Origin of the sequence: Dyadobacter psychrotolerans (assembly GCF_004349265.1) — a bacterium.
GTDB lineage: Bacteria > Bacteroidota > Bacteroidia > Cytophagales > Spirosomataceae > Dyadobacter > Dyadobacter psychrotolerans.
The window spans coordinates 851,660-865,380 of sequence record NZ_SMFL01000002.1 but is presented as its reverse complement, the minus strand read 5'-3'; the positions used below and the strand labels follow the sequence as shown (position 1 = coordinate 865,380).

The window sequence follows — 13,721 nt, the reverse complement described above, 5'->3', positions numbered from 1 at the left end:
TTCTATTACTCCTGTGTGCTAGAACCGTAACGAGACTGACCAATAGCGGCTTTGTCCGAGGATGTTTGGATGATGATGGTGTCAACATTATCCTTTTCGTTTGCATTGTTTAGTGCATCGAAATGTTTTTGACCTTCGGCAGCGGCCTTGGCGGCGGCTTCATCAGCTACCTTTTGAGCAGCAGCATCAGCAAGGGCTTTTTGAGCGGCTTCGTCAGTAGCTTTTTTATCAGCTTCATCCTTGGCATTTTGCAGCTCTTTGTATTTGGCAACTAAGTCAGTAACAGGCATTCTAACGCCGTCCACTTCAACTTCTTTGGTATTAGTTAATTCTTGTTCGGTAACCACTTTCGCGGCTTCTTCTGCGGCAATGTCAGCGGCAGTCTTTTCTTCAACGGCCTTGACCATATCACCAATAGACATGGCAACAGTCTCACCCGCTGCGTTTTGAAGCTCAACCATCGTGTCAGTGTCAACTGTCTCAACGGCTTCGCGTTTCATTTTAAATAGGTTAAGCATTCGTTTTACTCCGTGGTTTTTACTATTGTGCAACTCATTTGATTGATCTGCAAGGGTTTTTTTATAGTTCTTGAATTGTTCAGGCGTGAACACTTTTGCATCTTCATATCGCGGGTCGTCAACAATACCCAGATGTGTGAATACACTGGATTTGACGCTCTTTTGATATGGGATGTTCAGATATTTACCAGCATCCCCCCACTCTATCGGGCGGTGAGAATTACTAATTGACTTGCCGGAATCCATCTCGCGGATACCTTTGTCAGAAATCATCAGGACTTTTGACCATAGCCAACCGTCTTCCGGCAGAAAGAATGTTTGCGTGACGTAACCGTCTGCTTCGTCCTGGATGTTCTCCAGTTCAATATCACGGTGGTCAATATATACGGGCTTGCCATCGAAAGAAGGAGCCATGGCCTTAATAGTGTCAAGGGGGATATAGACGTTCATACCACGATACCCGACAACTCCGGGGGTCATGTGACGGCAATAATAGGTTTTGGCATGCTGGGAGGCGTTACTAAGTTCAGTCATTTATAAACTCGTCTCCCGGAAGTACTGGAATGGCAACACATCTACAACCAAATGGCTCACCGGGGTTACCTGTTTGGCCGTTTTCACCTGAGATGGGAGGATTACTGAAGTCAAATATCTTTCCGTTCAATTCTTTGTGACTGTGACGGACGCGCTCATCTTCGCTGCTTGACCATCTGTATCGTGTAATTCCGGCATCTGCGTATCTCTGTTGTCGTAGGCTGCTAACTGCAAGGCTTGTTTCCTGACGAGCAAGAAATCGGGCTTTGTTTTTAGAAACTTCGTAGTTGCCTTCAATTGTTTTTACCAGATTTTCAAAGCGTTGTCCAGCTACTACATTACTCAATACTTTCTGACGTAAGTCAAGAATATTCGTATCGCTCCATTTCTTGATATAAAGCTGCAAATTACCAGTCCATTGACGAGCAAGCCGTATCTTGTCTTCATAAGTGAGTACCGTGGGAATGCGGATTGATTTGACTGTCTCTTGAAACTGCGCCTCTGTCCGGTTGATTGTGTCGTAAAATGACGTTTCAATCCCTACCTCAGACATAGCGGCGGTGATACTGGCATCATCCAGCACACGGATAATTGACTGTCTCAGCGCTTGGTAACGACTATCAGCAGCGGCAACGGCCATACTGTACTTCGGGGGCAGACTGTCAACTTTCCATGTTTCAGATCTTCCATCATACTTTGCACCGATTGACCGGAGGATTTTTAGAATGGCGGCATTCGTATTTCTGGAGATTACCCCGGCATCGTAGTCCAGTCGTCCATAGGCCAAAGCATCGTAAAGGGCATCCGTGGCAGAGTTTTGAAGCTCTTTCTTGCCGATTGTGTCAATGATCTTTAACAGTCGGCCATATATCCAGCGATACCAAATACCGTTGATTTCCTTCTCAATGTCCTCAAAATATGAGTTTCTAAGGATAATTGGCCGTAATGTCTTCAAGCATACACTCTGACTGCCTTGGTGTTATCGGTGAACGACCATACCAAAGCCCATAACCAACCCAGACCAGACAAGCCAGTGAGCAGGTTAATCAGGAATATCGGCATAATGTTGTTGTGGCTTCTGAAAAACGCGATAAGCGTTGGAAAGAAATAGATAAATAGGGCTAACCATACTGACATTGTAAAACCTTTGTTTGAATGAAAAGGCATGGTATCACAAGTGAGGCGGCGAAATAAACAAAAATCACAAGTTCACTCTGTACGGCGTTTCTGGAATAACTTCATATTGCACAAGATTTTCAGGAAGGTCACCCGTCCAATTCACATGCCAGCCGGATTTGGTAATTGGAAGCGTAATGACAGCCAGTGTTAAAATATCAATCACCGCTGGAATGACTATCTGCCCCACCACGTCAATAGAACGCCCGTGTGCTTGAATAAATCTTCCATCTGCGTCCTTGTATGGAGCCATTGCTGTGTTCATAGCCGCTTGGGTGCTGAATTTCAGGTAGTGAATCATGTTGTCACCTGTTGCAGGAAATCATTGGGTTTTTGTGTGTTCCAGTAAGCAATCTCTTTGATACGTTGTGGAGCGCCACCGCCAATAATTATCTGGTTTGCCGTTGAAACCGTACCAGAGGCATCTGTCTGAACAACAGAACCATTTCTAGAAGCAGCAAAACTATTGGCTTTGTATGACTGCGCCACCTTGTAGACGGTATCTTTCACAAAAGGAGCAAATGCAAAATCATATTGACTGACATTGCCAGAGATACCGAAAGAGTTTGTTGTATTTGATGAGCCTTTCAATCTAACCGTCATACGTTCAGCAGCGGAAGCACCTAGGTATAACGAGTCAAAACCAGCATTGTTTGCATCAGTTTGTACAGAAATATAGAAGGTTCCTTCCAGTGCATTAAACCATGGCGTGGTTCCTAGACAAACATCTGTCACACGGGTGACCTGTGTCGTGCCAGTAGCAACGTAGCTGGATGCATTGATTCCAGCCTCGAATTGGTGGCATCCCTGATAGCGGGTTGAGTTTGGAATACCAGTGGCTGCACCATTAGAAGCGGCAGCATCTATATAAACATTACCACTTGTGGAGCTTGCATCTAGATAAGTGAAGGTAAAAACTCTCCATAGTTGTGACGCTGGGTGCCAGACCGCATAAGGAGTGGCCATAGACAATCCGGTGCCAGCTTGGGCAATTGTTCCGAATAGACCTGTAGCCATGTTAAACCAGTATGTGACAGCAGCAGTAAAACTGTTATTGTATATCTGAATCCTGATCCAGTCGTGGCTCCCTCGGGCAACATCAAAGTGAATTGCCTTTGTTTCCCCAGCAACAAGCGTCAATGCCTGTACGATTTCCGAGTTACCAGTGGCACCCTCGGTAATTAAATCCATATCCAATTGACCAGAAGCACCCATACGGACATTTGAAGTGATCGTTGTATCGACTTTGCCCCACGGAGAGACAGCTAGGTTGTTGGATTGAAGGCATTGATTGGTTGCAGAATTTTCCCAAAGATAACCTTCAGGTTGTAATGTTGTGGGGTTGTAGGTTTGATTTTCAAAAGCACGGGGTTTGAAAAAAGCGTCCGCTGTTGTGCGGAAATATGGACGAAGAATAGCTGATCTGTCACATTGTGCATCAGCTATTAATACAGCTTCGGTTGATGCAAATAGCAATCGGACACCACCTACTCCACTGGCTTGAGTCATGCCTGTAACGAAAATGCGCTGCCAAGTTCCTGTTGAGACTGCATTTGTTACAGCTCTTGAAATGTCACTTTGAGCATCCACAACATGAATAGCGACAGCCGTATCAACAACATCTGTCTTAATCCAAATACTGTTCGTAAAAACGGTATTTGCAACAGTGATTTGCTGATATTTTCGGTTTATACTCCCTGTTACGCTAGGCGGCTGGCCGAGAACAGCGGGAGTAAACCTAGAGGCGGTCATGCCTCCATAAGGGCCAATCGCTACATTATTTGTTGTTGAGCCGCCTGCCACATCCCAATTCGCAGAATTGCTAAATTCGTTACTACGAAACAAAAGGTTTTCAGGTGCGTATTCACGGAAACCCTGCGCATTATAGCGCATAGAACCACCCAGACGGGTAGCTGACACGCCGTTAAGCGCCGCGCTCTCCGGGCCTGCGAAGTTCATCCGCATCACTGCATCTGAGAACGGGCCACTTCCTGTCTTGTTGCCAAACAGCCCTTTTTGCCAAAACAGACCCTTTTGGCAGAACAAGCCTACTTTTCCAAACAAACCTGATTGTGCAAATTCAGCCATTAAACAGCCTTAACGAGTAATCCGGTGACGACAATAGAAGTAGCGGTGCCGGAAACATATAGGTAATTCGGGATAGCCACAAAGTAATCAATACCCGTAAATGCCGTGGCAGTTTGATACATGCCTGTCGGGGCTGTGCCTGGCTGAACCTGTGAGCCGTAAATACCGACTGAGCCACCAATCACCTCGATATTCGGAGCGATGGCATCAACGCTGTAACCGCTTCCGGTAACCTCATAAAGTGTGTTTGGCAGGATTGTGACTTGGTTTGGCTTCAACGGCATTATTTGTCCCCTTGGGCAATGGTTTCATCTTTTTCACGCTCGGCGGCGTAATTGACTTCTGTTTCAACAATTGTAATCGGCAGTAATCCAGCGGTGTTGATGGCTTTCTTAGCCTCAATATCCGACATGACTCCCATTTGCTGGGCTTTCATTATACGGTTAAACTGGAAGTCTTTGATCTTTTCCTGTTCTTCGGCAGACATGATACGAAGGGACGGCCACTTAATTTCAAGGCCGTCCGGCACAACCCCGAATAGCTTCTGGCAGCACAGTTTAAGGATTGAAATGATCTCGTCATGAGCCTTATAGCGGATTTCGCTTTCAATCATTGAGTTGTAGTTTTCAATGTCATCTTCACCAGAGCTGAACCCGGCAGCCGAAACACCAAACAGCTTGGTAATCGGGATTTTCAAGTCTGCTGCAATGCCCATACGAATTTGAGGGAGCATATCTGCAAGACCCGTGAAGCTCATTGTCTTTTGCTCGTGGTCGTCTTCACTATCCATTACCAGCGCATTGATGTAATTCTTAATCATGTTCGCTGCCTGCAAGCGGATGGTAGCTTTTTCAGTACCTCCAGCCATTGCAAGCAACTGGTTAAATCCCTGAATCTTATAAACATCAACCTTGGCTTCGTCCATCAATTCAAACACAACATCCTGATATTTTAGGTATTGGTTCAATGAACGGACAAGGCGTTCTACCTCGGACATACCCCAGCCACGCAGATTACCGCGTACCATTGCAGGGGCTTCTTTACCCTTGGCAACATACACTCGGGAAGGGTCAACCTGAATACCGTAGTACTGGAATGGTGTGGTTGTGCTTAACTGGTAGCGGGTCATTTCCTGTGGGTCGTAATTCCCGTACAGCTCATGCATATCAACGGCACGGAACTGCATAGGGGAATTTTCGTTGATACGCTCAATGGTCAACGGTCTGGCAGGGTCTTGGTCTGTGATAATAAGAGTACCAGCACCACCAAACAGACGCGCCCACTTACGGGCTTGGATGACAGCAGCCATTGCACCGGATGTACGGAGATAGTCTTGTAATGTGGCAATGTCAGTCTCGTCCAACTGTGGACAGAGGATTTCAATACCATGCCGGAACGCATCATCAACAGGCTGGTCGATAAGCGTCTGGACAATCCCCAGCTCAACGTAAAGCCATGAAAGCAGACCACGGTTATTGGAAACAAGATGCTGCCGGGTGTTATAATAGAATGTCGCGGGTGAGCTTAATTGAGCTTTGTTCCTGAAATCGTTGCCTAAATTCGTGGTTAAATCCGTAAGCGAATTACGGAATTCATCAGAAACGGCAAGAGTGGAAGTATCGCTCATCGGGAACCCTGTTTAATTATATCAGAACGATAGCACACTGCGAACATGGCAGCAAGCGCAAATCACAACACATCCCAAATGGTTACATTGTTCTTAATGTAGTCACCCAGAGCATACCGGAGGGCATCAATATAGTGGTTCCAAGCGTCCACAATCACAGGAAGGATTTCTTTGGTATTACGGTCAACCTTAAACGAATACTTCATAAACTCCTCGATTGTCTTCCGGCAACGGGGGTGTATGTAGATCGTATTGAATGAACGAAGATATTCTACACCGTCTTCAACGCTCCCAGACCATTTGGGGGCTGATTCGGTGTTAAAGCCCCTTTTCTTCAAGTGGCTGACTGTCTCCGGCCGGGCAGCATCAGCGTAAATCTTCCAACGGCGGCTATCAGGCACACTATCAAATAACTGGGGTATCTCATCCAGCTCCACCCCTACGCCTCCGGCTTCATGTTCAATATACAGGTTCTTTTCCCCGTTCTCCAGTTTGATAAAACAGCTTACAAGTGTGGTGGGGTCATTGGCAAAGCCCCAGTCAGCGCCATAAAAGAAGCGGGATTGGTATATATCGTACGGTGACGGATGGTCAAACTCCTTCTCTTTCCACTTACCATGGAATACAATCTGCTCTGCACGGCCAACGGCAACACCCATGTATTCATGCTCGTATTTAAGCGGGTCATTGCGTTTCAGTGTCTCGGCATCACGGATAAACTTACCGCCAAGCCATTCAGGGGGAACGTCCAGATATGTGGATGTGTGCACCATCCTGTCATCGACTGGCATTTCACATTCCTTATTCACCCATGCGGAAGGGTCATTCGGAGGGTTGTAGGTGATGAACTCAACGAACTTCTCACCACCACGAAGGACGGACTGTTCTACGTTACGGATTTCCTCCATCCCGTTAAACTCGGCGGCTTCCTCAAACCATAGGTATTTGAAATACCCTTTTTTGATCTTGATGGATTTGAGCTTTAAAGGGTCATCCAGCCCTTTCATGATGATCTTCTGTCCGGTGGGAAGGTAAGTAATCTCTGGCGGGGCTTGGGTGTGTCGGAAGTATTCTTCAACTTCCAGCTTCTCAATTGCCCAAAGAAGGTTCTCCATCACCGATGTACGGATGGTATCACCCACCTTTCTCAGTACCAGAGCGTTTGCAGTACCGTCACGGATAAGTCCGGTGATAATCTCAATGGCAGCAAATGAGGACTTTGTACTTCCCCGGCCACCCTTTAGCCAGAAAGATGAGAATGCGTTTTCTTTAATTGCTAGATGAACAGGCGCAAATACAGGGGCAATATTATCGGAAAGCTTGACGCGCCTAAGTGATGTCATCAAGGATTTGAACCTGTAAAGGCCCACCACCACTGCCAGTAACCTGTAAAGGAAGAACTTTGGCAATCAGCGTCAGAAATGCGGCAGGGCTTTTATTGGCTTGGGTTGTCAGGTAATCAACGCCACCGGCTTTATCCAGCGCCGTGAGAATCATATCCTTCAATTCGGCAGTAACCTTGTTGGCTACACCTTTCTTACGTCCCCCAGTCTTAACGCCCTTTGGCATTGTCTATTTCCTTCTATTATAGATACAATTTTATCTATTATTTGCTTTTCATTATGGTTTAGCAATTACTCATTGTAGCCATGTTTTGTTTAGTGGTCAACAAGTTATTGCTGGTTTTGGAACTTCAGTCATTCAGATTTAGTTTGAGAATTAGACAAGTATAAGAAATGACAACATTAGACTACATAATTGAAGCATCGGACAAGCTGAACAACCTCTTTTGGTTTCCAGCGCTGTTAGTTGCTGCCTTTTGGTGGTGGTTTAAAAGGGGAAAAATAGAGTTGTCAGAATTTGAGATTGAGAAAATAAAATATGAGGAAATTCAAAAAAAAATGCCTCAATATTTGTACATTTGCAGCCCCATTTTTTTGTTGAACATATTCATATAGAATATTGATATAATACAATTTAATCCTCTTCGGAATGTCCGATGGGGATTTTTTTATGGCACTTTACGAAGGAGGTTTCTCATAGTCCAAGCCCATCACTATTATTCCATTGGGTCAAGTATTTGCTTCACGTGGAACTATTCCATAATTTTGGAATAAATCCATTATAGCTATTTACTGGTATCTTTTCCGGTATTTGACTAGCTTTAAAGCATAATCCTCAAAGCGTTAAAAGTCAATGAAAGAAACACTTGAATCAATTCGCAACTTCCACAATATCCTAATCTTAATTTGTGCAGCAGGCTTTTTGTTCTCATTGTCAGTAAAACCTAAAGAAAATCCATACTCACTAACCAAGTCATTTCTCCATGATTTTGCTACGGATGTGCCTTCCGTGCGAGGTATGAGCATTGTAGATAGTATTAATCAGCCAATTTCTTCCGGAGAAAATATTTTGGAGAGATTCAGTAATGCAGAAATTTCTTCTATCTACAATTTGGTTAGTGAATGGGAAAGGATTGAAGATTCATCTAGCAATCAAAAGGATAGCTTGATGAATTCGGCAATATTTTTATTTGTTTTCGGTGGTGAGCCTGCGGATCCACATTACAATATCGTCAATCGTGATTCACTGAGCATGCTAATTGATAATTATAAAAACGGCTTCTCACTTGTGGCTGACGATTCGGATTTTTCAACATCTTGGAATTTTGTTAAAAACATGACCTTAAATGACGCTGTAAATGAACTAGAATCCCAGGTAAAAGCTTACGATCAGTTACCTGATTCGGATGCAAATTTATTCGGTTATTCGGTTTCAGCAAAACATATGCCCATTATTGCTCCTGCAATTGAATTATTGATTTTACTATACATTTTGACCCTAATACGTCACGCAACATCATTAACAACCATAGCAGATAAAGAAACGCTTAAGTCATTTCCTTGGGTCGGATTGTTTCCGGGGGTAATGGCAACTTTCCTAACTATATTAACCTTATTTCTTTTCCCCCTAATAGCAGCAATGGAAGTAATCTTCAGCACAGATTTACAACCGATTGAAAAGGGAGCAATTACACTAGGTTATTTTGTTGTCCTCAGCTTTGTTTGTAATTCTATACGAATAAAAGTAGAAGTTTTACAAGTCTTCAAGAACTCATAGCGATTTAGGGAAGATCACTTATTCCCTAAGTGTTTGAAAAGTGCAGCATTCCAGCCCTCAACGTAGCCGTACCTTTGATTAGTTTCACAATGTGCGTGTTCCAAAGCATTGACCAGATCGTCTGGTGCTGTGTTCTCCTGTAAGGCGGCTTGAAGCGTTTCACGGTCTTTTTTCAAACCATCATAGCGAATGCCGTTTGTAGCCAGCGCCATCATGACTCTCCGTAAAGCAGCAGCCTTATCGCCTGTGGGTGCTGCTGGAACCAGATCAGCTCGAGTATTCCATGCTTTATGAATGATGTCGTAAGATTTTTCCCCGTATTTTTCTTCAAGGTCTGCATCACGAGTTATTTGAAGTCCGCAAGTGCAACTGATAGACATTGTTGGTTTGTATAATTTACCACCTCTTTCAATTGCGGTCTTTGGTGCATAAACGTGTTCTTGTTTATATCCCGCTGGTTGACCGCCGCAAAATGGGCACGGCTTCAATTCAGTGGTGGGTTTTGATTGATCGGTCATTTCATTAATTCCTCTACAAGTGTTTCGTTATCCCACATCTGCAATCGGAATCCATTGCAATGATGTTCACAGTAGGCTTTTATACAGTTTGACAGATTATCCCCGTGATAAAGAACTTCTGATTTTCCATCATTGTAATTGGTAAGCATTAAATAGGTCATTCGCTTTTCTCCGGTGGGGTTGGTGGGGGCATCCAGTGGGTTGGGTATATTTTATCGCCGTATTCGCTGTCTAAGTTTGCCCACCACCATTCATCTTTTTCGTAGTGATCGTATTGCAAGCGTCTATTGTCAGCTTCCCCAACATCGCCATCATAAAAAACAATGCACGGGCTTTGATTACAAGTTTCAATTGGCTGCCATGTGGGTGCTGTCTTAGCGTCTATCAGGGTTTGTAGATATTTAATATTATCGATAGCAGCATCATAATCCTCATAAAAATTACCTCTTCGCAATCTGGTTACAATTGTTTCCAGCCGTGTCTTTGTTAAATGGGTCATTTAATAACCTCAATTTTCAATTTTGGTGTCAACGCACCAGTGTACTGCTTGGCTACTTCTTTCAAAGCCATGGCAGACTTCCTATAAAAACCAGACGCCATACGATTTTTTCTGTATGAGTAAAATGCATCCCCCAAGATGTTTTCTCCTGTCCATGGGTTTATCCAACATATTTTTATGTACTTCGCGTCCATCTTATTCCCCCTGTTTGAACTTGTTGTAATTGGCGAGTGCTTCACGGCGTGTTTTTTCAAACCAGACTGTTAGGTCTTTATTCAAAACGCTTTCAGAATAAAAAGCCGGATCAGGAACGTATCTCAAAGCCTCTGCCAGTGCATCAGCCTGTTTTTGTAATTGATCTATTACAGATTGAAGAGCGGCGTTGTCACTTTCGGATGGCGTTTGTAATGATGCGCGGATTGTTTCATCGTGTGGGCCTGCTCCACCGTCAGTAAATTCATTCCACCAATCCAAAGCCTTCTGCTTATCTTCTGGCAATGGTGCGGCGGTTCGGGTGTTCCATGCTGCTATTGTTTCTTCGACGGTATCTTTTATTGAACCCATAGCACTACAACCTTGGCAAAGAACATACTTTGAGGAGTTATCATAGGGTTCAATTATCATTGATCCTCCACCACAGAACGGGCAAGGCAACAGGTCTGGTTTATCGGTCATTTTTTACCTCGATGGCTGTGGCGCTTAATACAAATACAGGGATACCAAAGATTGCACCTAACAAGAAAAGATTATGCGGAAAAAATAAAAACAGGATGAGGCAACAAGCTCCACCAAAAAGACCTATCATCGCTATGATTGTTAAAATATTGTTCTTCATCTATTCGCACTCCTTCATAAGTTGTTGGGTCATTGCTTTGAAAACTTCACCAAATCCGGGTTCCGTATCAAGGTTCTCACATGATTTAAACATTAAATCACTCGGCTCTTCCTGTAGTCGGGAGCAGATCAACAGGGCTTTGCGGATGGTTTCAGATGCATTATCGGACAAATTAAAATCGTGGCCACCGCATTCGTTACAGCACCTAGCATCATCGGTAAATTCATCCAGTGCTTCTTTGAAATCAGTCATTTATAAATTCCATTCGTTGGTTTATCTTGGCTATACCTTATCCTGAAATGATTGTATGGTCAATACTTATTTAATCATTTTCTGATATTATTTTGAAATAACCATTTTGTAGCTGTCTACAAATTGGTCCAACCAGTGAAAGGACACCATGTATTACAACTCTTACGCACTCACACGAGAAATGAATGAACGGCGTATTGCCAAGCTAAAAGCGGATTTAAACGGTCTGGAGGTATGTATTGAGGCTTGTCTTGATGCTGATACCAGAAAAGCACTTCATCGCATTCACGGGCAGCTTAACGGGCAGATAGAGGCTTTGCAGGGGTGTAATCTTCGGCGGGTCGGATAGTGAGCAGCGACAATTTGGAGTTTTATAATTACCCAACTACTCCTTGACCATTCGGGCGACATTCAAATGTACGGGTTCGCTTCGTTTGGCATTGCCGCTATTACTTGTTACTCACCGCCAAGTCGAAAGGTATAAGTTGGAACCGAATTGAAGAACAGGCAGGTGGGATTCGAACCCACAACCACGGTCAAAGTTTATGTTGCGCAACCCTTGCTCTATCCATTGAGCTACTGACCTGTCCAGAAGTGCCGTGCTGCCCACCTAGGCGCTTATAGTGCGACAAGCACACACGACACATCAAGAAAGGTTCCGGTCATTACGCTGGCCGGAAAGCGCTTAAAAACAGGAGACCTGTCTTCGTTCTGAAGCCTTAAAATACCACCCTCAACAGATGCCGTCAATATTAATCTGTGCTCTTTGAATAAAATCTCTAATTGTTCAGTAGAAAGTCATCTACAACCGATAGTATTTCACCACTTTATGATCTAAATCGTTTTTATTTTCTTGGCAATTAATTACCTTACGTTCATAACCCTCAACGCTATGGATAACAAGAAAGCACAGATTATTCGCGACATGGAAGCGCGTATGGCAAAGATCATAGAACGCCATTCAGACGCACCCATAGAACAAACAATCCAGCCAATCCCACACAAGCCACCAACGCCCAAACAAAGCGATCCTGTCGTAAATAAGCTACTCGAGCCTGTAAAGCCGTACGTTCCTGCCGTAACTGTTGAAGTTCCAGTTGTGCAACCCCGTCAGCAGGATTGGCAGAATGAGGAAGTTGAGCCTGCCCCGAAAGCTCCGGTGAATTACCGGGCTGTGATTGGCTGGATTGTTCTGGCTCTTGTGCTTGTCGGGGCGGTTGTTGAGATGTGGTTTGTACTGTCATAATTTTAACCTCTAACTAAAAATAAAATGGGAGCGCACGAAGATTTACGGAGAGCAAAAGAGAAACTTGACACAAAAAAGCGGGAAATCAAAAGGAAGAATGAAGCAATTCAACAGAAAAACTCTAATTCGGCTATGGATAATTGGTTGGATAGCCTTCAACCAGCCAATCAAGATGATAGATTTGAGCCTACCGGCGACTGGGAGATTGATAGAATTGCGTATATCCCATTCATTGTTGTTGTAATTTTGGCCTTATTATTTCTCATTATTGAGAATGGATAGTGTTTTCTTCGGTCTCCCATGGAAAAGAAAGGCGGTATTGAAGGGTTTGAGGAGTTCGCTCAGAAAGTTGAAGATGACAAAGAACGGACAGAATTTGTTAAGCGATGGGAAGATAGCCATATCCCACATCCACGGTTTTTAACGAGGCTTAAAACGGCTCTTGGAATGCTTGAAGTTTGGCGTTTTCCGGCGCTTGAACCTGACGAACTTGAACGACTTAAAAAGAAAGGCCCGTTACACCCGGCGGCTAAGTTCATGACTGAGCTTTTACTCATCCTGATTATCCTCCCGTGTATGCTGTATAAAATTGGATACAGGCTTGTCACTACCGGGTCTATTTACGGGAAGTAAGCAGTCGAACGGCTCGTATTCTTCTGGTTTCAGGGTGTACATTGTTGCTGCTCAATCCAAAGCTTTGCAGCTTCAAAAGGTGAAAGGCCGTGGGTGTATAGGTATTCGATAATTTGCTTGTCGGTCATTGAAATTCTCCTCGCCGTTCATCATGTTTTAAGTTTTGGTATTGTTTTTATCTCTATTTTTCAGTCTAAATCACTAACCCATGGAAACAAAAAAACGCTCTAAATTTTGGATCAGGCTAGCAACTTTATCTTTTGATATCCTCAGCTTTCTTAAGTTGGCTCTTTTTTCATAGCTGCAACTTCATGAAGCTTTGATGTTTAAAAATATTTGTAGAACAGGCGTTTTACTTTCATCCAGAATGGAATTGGTTTCAAGACTACAGTTACTTCCACCTCCTGAACACGGTATTTGTCTTGCAATTGTTGTCTGAAGTTATCATCAAAAACGCGACATCTACCAGTGTGACGGCCCTTTGCGTTAAAATGTGGAATTGGCTGGCTTTTCACTTTATGACCTAAGTGCCATTTTTGACATACAGGACATTTATAAACAGCAAGTTCCTTTTTCAGGCCAATGTGGTGTCTAGTAGCCAAAGCCTGCTGCATTGTTTCATATGCTTTCTTCTTCCCGCAAACCTTTTTTCTAATCCGGCGCTTACTTGCCATT

General features: G+C 43.8%; 19 protein-coding genes and 1 pseudogene. 5 read left to right on the top strand and 15 right to left on the bottom strand.

Features of this window, described 5'->3' with window-relative positions:
- Positions 1 to 5: 5 nt before the first annotated feature.
- The 9 genes from E0F88_RS07395 to E0F88_RS07355 form a co-directional block, all read right to left on the bottom strand.
- Complete coding sequence (locus E0F88_RS07395) at positions 6 to 1,052, bottom strand: hypothetical protein (protein ID WP_131957572.1); 1,047 nt, start codon at positions 1,050 to 1,052, stop codon at positions 6 to 8.
- Positions 1,045 to 2,007, bottom strand: a complete 963-nt coding sequence (locus E0F88_RS07390) for a phage head morphogenesis protein (protein ID WP_131957571.1) — start codon at positions 2,005 to 2,007, stop codon at positions 1,045 to 1,047. The genes E0F88_RS07395 and E0F88_RS07390 overlap by 8 nt, the downstream gene beginning before the upstream one ends.
- Positions 2,004 to 2,189, bottom strand: coding sequence for a superinfection immunity protein (locus tag E0F88_RS07385; protein ID WP_131957570.1), 186 nt, complete (start codon positions 2,187 to 2,189; stop codon positions 2,004 to 2,006). Before E0F88_RS07385 ends, E0F88_RS07390 begins: the two co-directional genes overlap by 4 nt.
- A 64-nt stretch (positions 2,190 to 2,253) precedes the next feature.
- Complete coding sequence (locus E0F88_RS07380; protein WP_131957569.1) at positions 2,254 to 2,529, bottom strand: hypothetical protein; 276 nt, start codon at positions 2,527 to 2,529, stop codon at positions 2,254 to 2,256.
- Positions 2,526 to 4,316 carry a phage head spike fiber domain-containing protein gene (locus E0F88_RS07375; RefSeq protein WP_131957568.1) on the bottom strand — a complete coding sequence of 597 codons (1,791 nt, stop codon included), beginning with the start codon at positions 4,314 to 4,316 and terminating at the stop codon, positions 2,526 to 2,528. Before E0F88_RS07375 ends, E0F88_RS07380 begins: the two co-directional genes overlap by 4 nt.
- The gene (locus E0F88_RS07370; protein WP_131957567.1) at positions 4,316 to 4,600 is read right to left on the bottom strand and encodes a hypothetical protein; all 285 of its coding nucleotides are present in this window, start codon (positions 4,598 to 4,600) and stop codon (positions 4,316 to 4,318) included. The genes E0F88_RS07375 and E0F88_RS07370 overlap by 1 nt, the downstream gene beginning before the upstream one ends.
- Entirely contained in the window at positions 4,600 to 5,943 is a 1,344-nt protein-coding gene (locus tag E0F88_RS07365) for an anti-CBASS protein Acb1 family protein (protein ID WP_131957566.1), read from the bottom strand. The genes E0F88_RS07370 and E0F88_RS07365 overlap by 1 nt, the downstream gene beginning before the upstream one ends.
- A gap of 62 nt (positions 5,944 to 6,005) precedes the next feature.
- A complete protein-coding gene (locus E0F88_RS07360; protein ID WP_131957565.1) occupies positions 6,006 to 7,286 on the bottom strand; it encodes a PBSX family phage terminase large subunit in 1,281 nt (426 codons plus the stop codon).
- Positions 7,273 to 7,512 (bottom strand): hypothetical protein, encoded by a 240-nt coding sequence (locus E0F88_RS07355; RefSeq protein ID WP_131957564.1) that lies wholly within the window; start codon positions 7,510 to 7,512, stop codon positions 7,273 to 7,275. The genes E0F88_RS07360 and E0F88_RS07355 overlap by 14 nt, the downstream gene beginning before the upstream one ends.
- 627 nt (positions 7,513 to 8,139) lie before the next feature.
- Between E0F88_RS07355 and E0F88_RS07350 the strand changes: the two genes are divergently transcribed.
- Positions 8,140 to 9,063, top strand: coding sequence for a hypothetical protein (locus E0F88_RS07350; protein WP_131957563.1), 924 nt, complete (start codon positions 8,140 to 8,142; stop codon positions 9,061 to 9,063).
- A 14-nt stretch (positions 9,064 to 9,077) separates the two neighbouring features.
- On the opposite strand, the gene E0F88_RS07345 is transcribed toward E0F88_RS07350, so the two are convergent.
- From E0F88_RS07345 to E0F88_RS07330, 4 genes are all read right to left on the bottom strand, one after another.
- Positions 9,078 to 9,581 (bottom strand): Lar family restriction alleviation protein, encoded by a 504-nt coding sequence (locus tag E0F88_RS07345; RefSeq protein ID WP_131957562.1) that lies wholly within the window; start codon positions 9,579 to 9,581, stop codon positions 9,078 to 9,080.
- Between the two features lie 157 nt (positions 9,582 to 9,738).
- Positions 9,739 to 10,080 carry a DUF551 domain-containing protein gene (locus E0F88_RS07340; protein WP_131957561.1) on the bottom strand — a complete coding sequence of 114 codons (342 nt, stop codon included), beginning with the start codon at positions 10,078 to 10,080 and terminating at the stop codon, positions 9,739 to 9,741.
- A gap of 195 nt (positions 10,081 to 10,275) precedes the next feature.
- Positions 10,276 to 10,755, bottom strand: coding sequence for a Lar family restriction alleviation protein (locus E0F88_RS07335; RefSeq protein ID WP_131957560.1), 480 nt, complete (start codon positions 10,753 to 10,755; stop codon positions 10,276 to 10,278).
- Positions 10,756 to 10,915: 160 nt separating this feature from the next.
- Positions 10,916 to 11,167, bottom strand: coding sequence for a hypothetical protein (locus E0F88_RS07330; protein ID WP_131957559.1), 252 nt, complete (start codon positions 11,165 to 11,167; stop codon positions 10,916 to 10,918).
- 148 nt (positions 11,168 to 11,315) lie between these two features.
- Between E0F88_RS07330 and E0F88_RS07325 the strand changes: the two genes are divergently transcribed.
- Positions 11,316 to 11,516 carry a hypothetical protein gene (locus tag E0F88_RS07325; protein WP_131957558.1) on the top strand — a complete coding sequence of 67 codons (201 nt, stop codon included), beginning with the start codon at positions 11,316 to 11,318 and terminating at the stop codon, positions 11,514 to 11,516.
- Between the two features lie 153 nt (positions 11,517 to 11,669).
- Here E0F88_RS07325 and E0F88_RS07320 read toward each other — a convergent pair.
- Positions 11,670 to 11,755, bottom strand: a pseudogene (locus E0F88_RS07320).
- A 304-nt stretch (positions 11,756 to 12,059) separates the two neighbouring features.
- Here E0F88_RS07320 and E0F88_RS07315 point away from each other — a divergent pair.
- Genes E0F88_RS07315 through E0F88_RS07305 form a run of 3 tightly spaced genes read left to right on the top strand, consistent with a single transcriptional unit; the run spans position 12,060 to position 13,046 of the window.
- Positions 12,060 to 12,413 carry a hypothetical protein gene (locus E0F88_RS07315; RefSeq protein ID WP_131957557.1) on the top strand — a complete coding sequence of 118 codons (354 nt, stop codon included), beginning with the start codon at positions 12,060 to 12,062 and terminating at the stop codon, positions 12,411 to 12,413.
- A gap of 24 nt (positions 12,414 to 12,437) precedes the next feature.
- A complete protein-coding gene (locus E0F88_RS07310; RefSeq protein WP_131957556.1) occupies positions 12,438 to 12,695 on the top strand; it encodes a hypothetical protein in 258 nt (85 codons plus the stop codon).
- 18 nt (positions 12,696 to 12,713) lie between these two features.
- Positions 12,714 to 13,046 carry a hypothetical protein gene (locus E0F88_RS07305; protein WP_131957555.1) on the top strand — a complete coding sequence of 111 codons (333 nt, stop codon included), beginning with the start codon at positions 12,714 to 12,716 and terminating at the stop codon, positions 13,044 to 13,046.
- A gap of 326 nt (positions 13,047 to 13,372) precedes the next feature.
- Here the strand turns inward: E0F88_RS07305 and E0F88_RS07300 are convergent, their stop codons facing one another.
- Positions 13,373 to 13,720 (bottom strand): hypothetical protein, encoded by a 348-nt coding sequence (locus E0F88_RS07300; RefSeq protein WP_131957554.1) that lies wholly within the window; start codon positions 13,718 to 13,720, stop codon positions 13,373 to 13,375.
- Between the last annotated feature and the right edge of the window lies 1 nt (position 13,721).